This is a genomic window from Serratia sp. CY38905 (genome assembly GCF_052168875.1).
Taxonomy (GTDB): domain Bacteria; phylum Pseudomonadota; class Gammaproteobacteria; order Enterobacterales; family Enterobacteriaceae; genus Serratia; species Serratia sarumanii.
Genome location: NZ_JBJNLV010000002.1, coordinates 186,295 through 197,769, shown reverse-complemented (window position 1 = coordinate 197,769; position 11,475 = coordinate 186,295). Strand labels below are relative to the sequence as shown.

At 54.4% G+C, this 11,475-nt stretch carries 11 protein-coding genes, 2 tRNA genes and 2 other RNA genes; 9 read left to right on the top strand and 6 right to left on the bottom strand.

The window, feature by feature from the left end; genetic code table 11:
* Positions 1-76 precede the first annotated feature (76 nt).
* On the bottom strand, positions 77-661 hold the full coding sequence (locus ACJ8MK_RS07720; protein WP_033634789.1) for a thymidine kinase: 585 nt from the start codon (positions 659-661) through the stop codon (positions 77-79).
* 700 nt (positions 662-1,361) lie between these two features.
* On the opposite strand from ACJ8MK_RS07720, the gene hns reads away from it, so the two are divergent.
* On the top strand, positions 1,362-1,769 hold the full coding sequence (gene hns, locus ACJ8MK_RS07715; RefSeq protein WP_004932170.1) for a histone-like nucleoid-structuring protein H-NS: 408 nt from the start codon (positions 1,362-1,364) through the stop codon (positions 1,767-1,769).
* Positions 1,770-1,955: 186 nt separating this feature from the next.
* Here hns and ACJ8MK_RS07710 read toward each other — a convergent pair whose 3' ends face one another.
* From ACJ8MK_RS07710 to rssA, 5 genes are all read right to left on the bottom strand, one after another.
* Complete coding sequence (locus ACJ8MK_RS07710; RefSeq protein WP_033634790.1) at positions 1,956-2,966, bottom strand: NAD-dependent epimerase; 1,011 nt, start codon at positions 2,964-2,966, stop codon at positions 1,956-1,958.
* 9 nt (positions 2,967-2,975) lie between these two features.
* Positions 2,976-4,319 (bottom strand): UDP-glucose dehydrogenase family protein, encoded by a 1,344-nt coding sequence (locus tag ACJ8MK_RS07705; protein WP_101427006.1) that lies wholly within the window; start codon positions 4,317-4,319, stop codon positions 2,976-2,978.
* 40 nt (positions 4,320-4,359) lie between these two features.
* Positions 4,360-5,277: a UTP--glucose-1-phosphate uridylyltransferase GalU gene (gene galU / locus ACJ8MK_RS07700; RefSeq protein ID WP_033634792.1), complete on the bottom strand. Its 918-nt coding sequence runs from the start codon at positions 5,275-5,277 to the stop codon at positions 4,360-4,362.
* Between the two features lie 213 nt (positions 5,278-5,490).
* Positions 5,491-6,504 carry a two-component system response regulator RssB gene (gene rssB / locus ACJ8MK_RS07695; protein ID WP_033634794.1) on the bottom strand — a complete coding sequence of 338 codons (1,014 nt, stop codon included), beginning with the start codon at positions 6,502-6,504 and terminating at the stop codon, positions 5,491-5,493.
* Positions 6,505-6,607: 103 nt separating this feature from the next.
* Positions 6,608-7,510, bottom strand: coding sequence for a patatin-like phospholipase RssA (gene rssA, locus ACJ8MK_RS07690; RefSeq protein WP_033634795.1), 903 nt, complete (start codon positions 7,508-7,510; stop codon positions 6,608-6,610).
* Positions 7,511-7,628: 118 nt separating this feature from the next.
* Here rssA and ACJ8MK_RS07685 point away from each other — a divergent pair, with 118 nt between their 5' ends.
* From ACJ8MK_RS07685 to xthA, 8 genes are all read left to right on the top strand, one after another.
* A complete protein-coding gene (locus ACJ8MK_RS07685; RefSeq protein WP_039565804.1) occupies positions 7,629-8,093 on the top strand; it encodes a YchJ family protein in 465 nt (154 codons plus the stop codon).
* Between the two features lie 68 nt (positions 8,094-8,161).
* A complete protein-coding gene (purU, locus tag ACJ8MK_RS07680; protein ID WP_016927485.1) occupies positions 8,162-9,010 on the top strand; it encodes a formyltetrahydrofolate deformylase in 849 nt (282 codons plus the stop codon).
* Positions 9,011-9,185: 175 nt separating this feature from the next.
* A tRNA-Tyr gene (locus ACJ8MK_RS07675) sits at positions 9,186-9,270 on the top strand.
* 96 nt (positions 9,271-9,366) lie between these two features.
* Positions 9,367-9,451: transfer RNA gene (locus ACJ8MK_RS07670), tRNA-Tyr, on the top strand.
* Between the two features lie 47 nt (positions 9,452-9,498).
* A non-coding RNA gene (locus ACJ8MK_RS07665) (RtT sRNA) lies at positions 9,499-9,625 on the top strand.
* A gap of 47 nt (positions 9,626-9,672) precedes the next feature.
* A non-coding RNA gene (locus ACJ8MK_RS07660) (RtT sRNA) lies at positions 9,673-9,799 on the top strand.
* 184 nt (positions 9,800-9,983) lie between these two features.
* Positions 9,984-10,556, top strand: coding sequence for a TIGR00730 family Rossman fold protein (locus ACJ8MK_RS07655; RefSeq protein ID WP_004932190.1), 573 nt, complete (start codon positions 9,984-9,986; stop codon positions 10,554-10,556).
* Between the two features lie 101 nt (positions 10,557-10,657).
* The gene (xthA, locus tag ACJ8MK_RS07650; protein WP_033647602.1) at positions 10,658-11,464 is read left to right on the top strand and encodes an exodeoxyribonuclease III; all 807 of its coding nucleotides are present in this window, start codon (positions 10,658-10,660) and stop codon (positions 11,462-11,464) included.
* Positions 11,465-11,475 lie beyond the last annotated feature (11 nt).

The following is an 11,475-nucleotide window of genomic DNA, read 5'->3' as shown; positions in this document are numbered from 1 at the left end:
TTTATTGCGCCCGAGGCGCTGCATTTCGACTTAGGTCACCAAAACGCTTCAGCGGGCTTTGGCGGCGTTTTCTCCCCTACTCCAGGGAGTGAATCGCCTCTTTATAATGCTTGCGGCAGACGGAGACATAGCTCTCGTTACCGCCAATCACCACCTGCTCACCGGCGTGCATCGCCTGGCCGTTTTCATCCAACCGCAACACCATATTGGCTTTGCGCCCGCAGTGGCAGATGGTTTTCAATTCCACCAGCTTATCAGCCCAGGCCAGCAAATATTGGCTGCCGATAAACAGCTCACCGAGAAAATCGGTACGCAGGCCGTAGCACAATACGGGAATGTCCAGTTGGTCCACCACATCGCACAATTGCTCAACCTGGGCCTTGGTCAGGAACTGGCTTTCATCCAGCAGCACGCAATGCACCGGCTGCTGCTGATGCTCCTGCTGAATCATGGCGTACAGCATCGAGTCGTTGTTATAGAGCTGGGCCTGCGAGGATAAACCGATGCGCGAGCTGACTTTGCCTACCCCAAAGCGGTGATCGATCTCCGCGGTGAACACCAGCGTGCGCATACCACGTTCTTGATAGTTATATGAAGACTGTAGCAGCGCGGTGGACTTGCCGGCATTCATCGCAGAGTAATAAAAATAAAGTTGAGCCATGGCCCCGCAACTCCGATGGTATAAGAAATATTCAAATGTTGATTAGGATGGTGAGTGTACCATAACCCGCCCCCCGGCTCAGCCCAAAGCGAGCGAATATTGCGTTCGCCGTAATAATGCGCTTTCAAGCGAAACATATCCTTCTGTCGGCCCGTTCTTTTTACCGCTATTTACAGGATAATGTATGCCTGTCATCACTATTAATTCTTGCTAATGGTTAAGCCGGTCATTTGCCGATTAATGCATAATCCCCCCTTTCACCTCGGCAGGCGCCGCAACCGCGGCGGAGTGCTTGCCTATTATACGTGAGGCCAATACAGGGCATTTAATCACCTTCGTTCTCCCCCGACGTTTCCTGACGCAATCTTTACCCAGATACCCCTATTGTTTACAATGTCTGCCTCGTCATGACGTGATTAAGCCCACAGAACCCATTGTAATATTGATATAAATTACAGCGATAACTTATCGATGAAAGCCTTGTGCCACGCGCATTTTAAAGCATGCCTGCTGAATTTTTGACTTAAGTGCGGTGAGGGTAATAGTTAACAGCCCTTCCTATATTAGTCGGACAGATCCGATTAACGGTTTTTTAAAAGGTAAATTTGAGTATTCAAGTCAATTTGGCTATTGCAGAAAGGAAAATAGCACTCTATTATTATCGAGACGCCCCCCACCAATATAATTTGAGACTAGGACAATGAGCGAAGCATTAAAGATTTTGAACAACATCCGCACTCTGCGCGCCCAGGCAAGAGAATGCACACTGGAAACGCTGGAAGAAATGCTCGAGAAACTGGAAGTTGTTGTGAACGAACGTCGCGAAGAAGACAGCCAGGCTCAAGCAGAAATCGAAGAACGCACCCGTAAACTGCAGCAATACCGCGAAATGCTGATTGCTGACGGTATCGATCCGAATGAACTGCTGCAAACCATGGCTGCCAACAAGGCTGCCGGCAAAGCAAAACGTGCAGCACGTCCTGCTAAATACCAATATAAAGACGAAAACGGCGAACTGAAAACCTGGACCGGCCAAGGCCGTACCCCTGCGGTGATTAAGAAAGCTATCGAAGAGCAAGGTAAATCTCTGGATGATTTCCTGCTGTAATAGCGATTCAGTCCGTATCTGAAAGGCTCCCTGCGGGGGGCCTTTTCATTTTAAAGCTTATAGCCGTGATCCCGCCTCATCCCTTTTCTTTTAGTAAATATCCTAATTCGCATTTTCCTCCTTGCACGAAATCCCAGTGAAAAAAAAGGGCCCTAAGGCCCCTTTATCGCATTTACCCTCGTTCAATTATTGAACCTGGTAGAATGCCTTATACCAATCAACAAAGCGCTTCACACCCTCTTCAACGCTGGTTTCCGGCTTAAAACCAATGTCACGATAAAGCTCTGCGGTATCCGCGCTGGTATCCATCACGTCGCCAGGTTGCATCGGCAGCATATTCTTGCGGGCCGTTACCCCCAAAGCCTGCTCCAATGCCGTGATATATTCCATCAGTTTAACGGGGGAGTTATTGCCGATATTATAAACATGATACGGCGCGGAACTGGTCGCCGGCGATCCCTGTTCAACGGTCCATGACGGATCTGCCTGCGGAATAACCGCCTGCAGCCGCACAATCGCCTCGGTGATATCATCAATGTAAGTAAAGTCACGGTGCATTTCACCGTGGTTATATACATCGATGCTCTCCCCCGCCAATATGGCCTTGGTAAACTTGAACAGCGCCATATCCGGACGCCCCCAGGGACCATATACGGTAAAGAAGCGCAGCCCCGTCGTCGGAAGACCGTATAAATGAGAGTAGCTGTGTGACATCAGCTCATTGGCTTTTTTGGTTGCCGCATACAGTGACACAGGGTGGTCGACAGAATCTTCGGTAGCAAACGGCAGCTTGCGATTGAGGCCATAAACAGAGCTGGAGGACGCGTAAAGTAAATGCTCGACCTTATTATGCCGGCAGCCTTCCAGCACGTTCAAATGGCCGATCAGGTTGGCGTCCGCATAAGCCAACGGGTTGACCAGCGAATAACGCACGCCGGCTTGCGCGCCCAAATGAATGACGCGCTGAAACTGATGCTCGGCGAACAATGCCGCCATGCCTTCGCGATCGGCCAAATCCAGCTTGATAAAACGGAATCCCGGCTTATCCGCCAGTCTGTCCAGACGGGCCGTTTTCAGGCCCACGTCATAATAGTCATTCAGGTTATCGATGCCGACAACCTGATGCCCGGCGGTCAACAAACGCTCTGCAACGTGATAACCAATAAACCCTGCGGCGCCTGTAACCAGGAATTTCATGGTCACTCCTTAAATAACCGGTTTAATCGATGCGCCGCGGCCAATTGCATAGTAGGTAAAGCCACGATTCGCCAAACGCTCCGGATCGTACAGGTTACGTCCATCGAAGATCACCGGCTGTTTCAACGCACCCTTGATCACGTCGAAGTCCGGCGCGCGGAAATTCTGCCATTCGGTGCAAATCACCAGCGCATCGGCGCCGTGCAACGCAGCCTCTTTGGTGCCCATCAGTTTCAGATCGTCACGCTGGCCATAGATGCGCTGAACTTCGTTCATCGCTTCCGGATCGTAGGCTTGAACGGTGGCGCCGGCAGCCCACAGTTGCTCCATCAGCACGCGGCTGGAGGCTTCACGCATGTCATCGGTATTCGGCTTGAACGCCAGGCCCCACAGTGCGAAGGTTTTGCCCTTCAAATCGCTGCCGAAATAGTCTTTGATAAAGCTGCTCAGCTTGTCTTTCTGTTGGTAGTTGACCTGCTCTACCGCCTGCAACAGCTTCGGTTGGTAACCGATCTGCTCCGCCGTGCGGATCAAGGCCTGCACATCTTTCGGGAAGCAAGAGCCACCGTAGCCACAGCCAGGGTAGATGAAGTGATAGCCGATGCGTGAATCGGAACCGATGCCCTGACGCACTTTCTCGATGTCCGCGCCCAGCATTTCCGCCAGGTTGGACATTTCGTTCATAAAGCTGATTTTGGTCGCCAACATGCAGTTGGCGGCGTATTTGGTCAGTTCCGCGCTGCGGATATCCATCATGATCATACGATCGTGATTGCGGTTAAACGGCTCGTACAGCTCGCGAATAGGTTCGATCACCTCTTTATTATCGGTACCGATCACGATGCGCTCAGGGCGCATGCAGTCAGCCACCGCGGCGCCTTCCTTCAGGAATTCAGGGTTGGACACCACGTCGAACGGCACGTTGCTGCCGCGCTTAACCAGCGTTTCCGCCATCACCTGGCGCACCTTGTCCGCCGTGCCGACCGGCACGGTGGATTTGTCGATCACCACTTTGCGATCGGTCATGTGCTCGGCGATGGTGCGCGCCACCGCGGTGACATATTTCAGATCGGCGGAGCCATCCTCATCCGGCGGCGTGCCGACGGCGATAAACTGGATATTCCCGTGCGCCACGCCCGCTTTGGCATCGGTGGTGAAATGCAGGCGCCCGGCCTCATAGTTTTGCTGCACCAGCGGCGCCAGGCCCGGCTCAAAAATCGGGATATTCCCTTTTTTCAGGTTTTCGACTTTTCGCTCATCAACATCGATGCACATAACGTCATGGCCAACTTCAGCCAGCACCGCGGCCTGTACCAGCCCCACATAACCAATACCAAAAACTGTTACTTTCATGTGAAAATCCTAGTTTTTCAAATTAAGACGAAAGATCAAATTACTTCTTGTCAGCGGCAACAACCTGTTGCAGCCACTGAGAAAATTCTTTGCCCAGGCTGGCATGACGCATGCCGTACTCTACAAAAGCCTGCATGTAACCCAGTTTGTTACCGCAGTCATGGCTCACGCCTTTCAGGTGATACGCTTCCACCGTTTCCTGCTGCATCAGCATTTCGATGCTGTCAGTCAGCTGAATTTCATCGCCGGCGCCTGGAGGCGTTTTCGCCAACAGCGGCCAAATATCGGCGGACAACACGTAACGCCCGACAATCGCCAGGTTGGAAGGCGCTTTATCCGGCGACGGCTTCTCGACCACGCTGACCATCGGCGCGCTTTCGCCCGGTTGCAGATCGACGCCCTTGCAGTCGGCTACGCCGTAGTTTCCGACATCCTTATGCGGCACGGGTTCAACCATGATTTGGCTGACGCCGGTGGTTTCGAAGCGCTGCAGCATTTCGTGCAGGTTGTCTTTTTTCGGATCGGCGCTGTATTCATCGAGGATCACGTCAGGAAGCACCACCGCGACCGGCTCATCGCCCACCATCGGGTAGGCACACATAATTGCGTGCCCCAGGCCTTTGGCATTGCCCTGACGAACCTGCATCACGGTAACGCCTTTCGGGCAGATCGACTGCACTTCATCCAGCAATTGGCGCTTGACGCGTTTTTCCAGCATCGCTTCGAGTTCGAAACTGGTATCAAAATGGTTTTCGATCGAGTTCTTGGAGGAGTGGGTGACCAGCACAATCTCGTTAATCCCCGCCGCAATGCACTCATTGACGACGTATTGGATCAGCGGTTTATCAACCAGCGGCAGCATTTCTTTCGGAATGGCTTTGGTGGCCGGCAACATCCGCGTACCCAAGCCTGCAACCGGGATCACGGCTTTTCTGACTTTGCGATTTACAGCAGGCATTATTTCCTCTCTTAAAGCTAAAGCGCTCATTTTATGAGCTTGGGCTCGATATAAAAAAACCTTCGGAGTATACCAGCTTATACGCGCCGAGCATTAGCCGGAACACAAATAGAAAACATTTAGGACTATTACCCGTTCGGATAATCGGGAGAATAAATAAACGGTTTAATTACCGATAAGTGAATAGCTTAAGATCTCGCCGATCGCTGCCTGTTATTCAGCGCTGAGCATCAGCCGCAATCGGCCACCGCTGCCCCATACCTGACACTGCCAGGCGGCACAGCGCTGACTGATCTGATTCATGTAGGTAGCTCCCAGCGTCCCCAGCGGCACGCCGTTGTTCAGCTGGATTTGATTGTCACCGGTATTGACGTTGGCATGCAGCCCGGCGGAAACCAGGATCAGGTTTTTATTTTCGGCGTGATAATATCCCAACAACAGAGGGAATTGACCGTCTAATTTCCCCTGCCGCAATAATTGATTAACCTGCTTTAACAATGCCGACATTTGCGGCAGACGATGCTGTTGATTAGCCAGATGATCTTGCAGCAGCCCATTAAATAACGCGCGCAACAGCAAAGCCGCCAATACGCCATTATCGCCGGCGCGCGTGACGTCCAGGCAATAGAATGCCAGATCCTTTTCTGACAAGGCGGCGATATCCAGCACCAGGCCGGGATTTTCGCCGGTGGTTAACTGCCGATAGTTGATCCGGCAATGCGCAATGGTCTGCTGTACCGGCGGCTGCAATTGTTTAAGCAGTTTGACGGCTTCGGAAGGATTTTTGCTCAGCGCGTCCCAATCCTGAAACAGTTCAACCTCTTCAATCGCCTGGGAGGTGAACATATTGGGGTATAAGCACGCCAGCACCGCTTCACGCAGGCGGTTGAGATCGGTCAGCGGCTTGAGCAGCACATCCTGCACGCCCAACCGCAGCACCTTGGCGATGTCAGCCATCTTGTCGGTGGCCGAGATCACCAGCACCGGGATCTGTACCCCCTGCAAACGCAGGTGTTCAACGAATTCGATACCGCCCATTTCCGGCATCGCGAGATCGCACAGAATCAGATCCGGCTTGAAGTCATCGACGGCACTCAACGCCTGTAAACCGTTGGTCGCCTCGCCGGTTTCAGCACCCAGCGAGGCCAAATAACCGACCAGCACCGAACGAAAAACCTGTTCGTCCTCAACGATCAAGATGCGCTTGTGAGTAAGTGGTAATGCCATCAGCCGAGCCTCGTCCCTTTCCATAGTGTAATAGTGGCTCAAAAAGGTCACTTATGCTCGTCTGAAACAGACTGACCGCGCAATGCCAACCGAGAACCGAGAATTATCTATTTTTTATCAACGGCAACAACCGATCCAGTTGTTTTTCCACCGCCAGCAATCCCGCTTCGATCGCTTCATTGGCGCGGTGGAAATCCAGCGTCGAGATTTGCGGGCAAAAAGGTTGAATCAGCACATCCGGCGGATCGCTCGCCATCCGGTTGCGCTTCAGGCGATTTTCCAGCATTTGAATCGAGGTGCCCATGACCTCCATCGCCGTGGGCGCCGCCGCCGGTTTGCGCTGCCGCATTCTGCCGATGCGCTCCCGCAGACGCCCGCGCCAGGTGGCCGCAGGCGCATCGTCCGGGCTTTCTTCCTCGATACGTATCGAGAACAGATCCTGCTGCATCAGGTGCGCGTCATGCTGCAGATCGACCGCGATGACGATATCGGCGCCCATGGCGCGGCAAAGCGACACCGGCACCGGATTGACCACCGCGCCATCCACCAGCCAATAGCCGTCGGCCCACACCGGTGCCAACAGGCCAGGCATGCTGCAGGAGGCGCGTATCGCCTGATGAATATCGCCTTCAGTCAGCCACAGCTCACGCCCGGTGCTGAGATTGGTCGTCACGGCGCCGAACTTCAGCGCACATTCGGCGATATCATTGATCTTCAACAACTGTCCGACGGCGTTAAACACCCGCTCGCCGCGCAACAGGCCGCCACGGTGCCAGGAAAAATCCATCAGGCGAATCACGTCCCAATAGCTGAACGATCGCACCCACTGCTCCATCGCCGGCAGACGATGGCTGGCGAACGCCGCCCCCACCAACGCGCCGACGGAGCAACCGGCCACGATATCAACCTCAATCCCCAGTTTCTTTATCGCATTAATAACGCCGATGTGCGCCCAGCCTTTGGCCGAGCCCGCCCCCAGCGCCAGTCCGATCTTGATTTGCCGCATAGCGCCATCCTCGCGGTGAAAGGTGTTCTCTGCTTTCAGGGTAGATTGTCACTGACGAATATTGTTAGGTAACATATGCGCTAAATTCATTTTCTGCCTCGTGTTCTCAGGAGTTATTTTGCCCGAATCATGCCCATGCGGCAGCGGACAGGCGTATAATGCGTGCTGCGCCCCTTTTATCAGCGGCAATCAGCCGGCGCCCACGCCCGGTCAGCTGATGCGTTCACGCTTCACCGCCTACGTGAGTCATAACGTCGACTATCTGATCGCCACCTGGCACCCCGACTGCGGCGCCGAAGCGTGGCGCAATGCAATCGTCGACAGCTTTAAAAATACCGAATGGTTAGGCCTGACGATCGTGGAAGAGAAAGCCGGTCATGAGCCGGAAGAAGGCTTCGTCGAATTCATCGCCCGCTTTATCGATGGCGAAAGCGGCGAACCACAGGCGATGCATGAGCGCTCGCGCTTCCTTCGTCGCGATCAACGTTGGTATTATATCGACGGCACCAAACCCCAGCCCGGCAGAAATGCGATGTGTCCCTGTGGCTCAGGGAAAAAATACAAGAAGTGCTGCGGGCGCTAGCCGGCCGGCGCTTCACGTTTACGCCTGCGCAGACAGGCCGTTCAGTATCAGACAGGATCCTCAAACCCATGCCACACCAAAATGTACAACGGAAAGTGTTACGCACCATCTGCCCGGACGCCAAAGGGCTGATCGCCAAGATCACCAACATCTGTTACAAGCACGAACTCAATATCGTGCAGAATAATGAGTTCGTCGATCACCGCACCGGGCGTTTCTTCATGCGCACCGAGCTGGAAGGCATTTTCAACGACAACACGCTGCTGGCCGATCTGGACAGCGCCCTGCCGGAAGGTTCGCTGCGTGAGCTGCACAGCACCGGGCGCCGGCGCATCGTGGTGCTGGTCACCAAAGAGGCCCACTGCCTGGGCGATCTGTTGATGAAAAGCGCCTATGGCGGCCTCGACGTTGAAATCGCCGCCGTGATCGGCAACCACGACACGCTGCAATCGCTGGTGGAGCGTTTCGATATTCCTTTCCATCTGGTGAGCCACGAAGGCCTGACGCGTGAACAGCATGACCGCGAAATGACGGCCAAGATCGATCAATATCAGCCGGATTACGTGGTGCTGGCCAAATATATGCGCGTGCTGACCCCGGCCTTCGTGCAACATTACCCGAATCAGGTGATCAACATTCACCATTCGTTCCTGCCGGCGTTTATCGGCGCGCGCCCTTATCACCAGGCCTATGAGCGCGGGGTAAAAATCATCGGCGCCACCGCCCACTACGTTAACGACAATCTCGACGAAGGCCCGATCATCATGCAGGACGTGATCCACGTCGATCACACCTATTCCGCCGAGGATATGATGCGCGCCGGCCGCGACGTGGAGAAAAACGTGCTTAGCCGCGCGCTGTATCAGGTGCTGGCGCAGCGCGTCTTCGTCTACGGCAACCGCACCGTTATTCTCTAATCGCTCAATAAATCGGTGCATTTCGTTCAGGGATGCACCGCCAAGAATAAAAAAACGGCAAACGATTCATTTTCTGCATTTCAATGCTTTACACATCCGCTTCATTTGATATGATGCGCCCCGCTTACCGAGACAGCGCTCTCGCAAGCAAGGCCAGTTAAATAGCCATGTATATGGTGGGGTTCCCGAGCGGCCAAAGGGAGCAGACTGTAAATCTGCCGTCACTGACTTCGAAGGTTCGAATCCTTCCCCCACCACCATCTTCTCTCCGCCAGGAGCGAGGACGCAGTAAAGAAACCGGCCAGGTTTCTTCCGGATAAAACTGGAACGACAATTTGTAAATCCATGAATACCATGGTGGGGTTCCCGAGCGGCCAAAGGGAGCAGACTGTAAATCTGCCGTCACAGACTTCGAAGGTTCGAATCCTTCCCCCACCACCATCTCTTTATAGAAAATCCCAAATAAACTTAAAGCACATCGCACCCATAATGCTCCGCACTGGGGAAGGATGAGAAGCTTCGACAAGGTTCGAGTCTCACGCAGTGAGACAACGCGCTTCAGCGCGGCCAGCAGGGTGAGTCGCGCAGCGACGAATCATCCTTCCCCCACCACCATCTCTTTATAGAAAACCCCAAATAAACTTAAAGCACATCGCACCCATAATGCTCCGCACTGGGGAAGGATGAGAAGCTTCGACAAGGTTCGAGTCTCACGCAGTGAGACAACGCGCTTCAGCGCGGCCCGCAGGGTGAGTCGCGCAGCGACGAATCATCCTTCCCCCACCACCATCTTTTATAAAATCCCCCAAACCTCATCAAAGCACATCGCATCTATCACTCCGCTTCGGGAAAACTCACACCGTCGAACGGCGCTCTCATCCGGCGTTTTATTTCCGCCTCCCAGCCGTAACTTGAACTCCGGCCGACAATTCGCTATACCACTGGCTTCTTTAGTGCAGTAAGGAACAGGTGGATGCGAAACAATATTTGCGTTTTTTGTGGCGCCAGCGAAGGCGTCAATCCCGCTTATGCCGAGCAGGCTCGTCAACTGGGGCAGCTGCTGGCCGCACAGGGGCGCCGTTTAATCTACGGCGGCGGCAAAAAAGGATTGATGGGGATCGTGGCGGACGCGGTGTTGGCGGCGGGCGGTGAAGCTGTCGGCATTATCCCCGAGCGCCTGGTTGAAGCGGAAACCGCGCATCGCGGCCTGACTGAATTGGAAGTGGTGCCGGATATGCACACGCGCAAAGCCCGTATGGCGGCGCTGGCGGACAGTTTTATCGCCCTGCCCGGCGGCATCGGCACGCTGGAAGAGCTGTTTGAAATCTGGACCTGGGGGCAAATCGGCTATCACAACAAACCGGTCGGCCTGCTCAACGTCAACGGGTTCTACCGCCCGCTGAGCCAGTTCCTCGAGCACGTCGCCGATCAGGGCTTTATGCGCCACGACTACCTCGGCACCCTGCACATCAGTGAATCGGCGCAAACGCTGCTGCAACAGTTTGACGACTATCAACCCAAAAATTATGACCGCTGGGCGAAATAAAGCCGCTGCGCAGCCAGCGGTCCCGCCGCTGTCTGCGTTACATTTCCCGCCAAACTCTGCTACTATCACAGCACATTTTTATCGTGAAAACGGCACCGCTCATGAAGTTTGTCTCTTTTAATATCAATGGACTGCGCGCGCGTCCGCATCAGCTGGCGGCAATTATCGAACAGCACCAGCCCGACGTGATCGGCCTGCAAGAAACGAAAGTTCACGACGACATGTTCCCGCTGGAAGAAGTCAGCCAGCACGGCTATCACGTGTTCTATCACGGGCAAAAAGGCCATTACGGCGTAGCGCTGCTGACCAAAGCGGAGCCTCTGGCCGTGCGCCGCGGTTTCCCGACCGATGAAGAAGATGCGCAGCGTCGCATCATCATGGCCGATCTGGCTACGCCGCAGGGCACGCTGACGGTGATCAACGGCTACTTCCCGCAAGGTGAAAGCCGCGACCACCCGATCAAATTCCCGGCTAAAACACGCTTTTATCAGGATCTGCAAAACTACCTGGAGCAGCAGCTGTCGGCGGAATCCCCAGTGTTGATTATGGGTGACATGAACATCAGCCCAAGCGATTATGACATTGGCATCGGCGAAGACAGCCGCAAACGCTGGCTGCGCACCGGCAAGTGTTCCTTCCTGCCGGAAGAGCGCGAATGGATGGAACGCCTGCTGAACTGGGGGCTGGTGGACACCTACCGCCACGCCAACCCGGGGCGCAGCGACGAATTCTCGTGGTTCGACTACCGCTCCAAAGGGTTCGACGACAACCGCGGCCTGCGTATCGATCTGCTGCTGGCCAGCACCCCGCTGGCTTCGCGCTGCATCGCCACCGGCATCGATTACCAAACCCGTGGGATGGAGAAACCTTCCGACCATGCGCCGGTGTGGGCGGAATTTACGCTATAAACCCATCACCC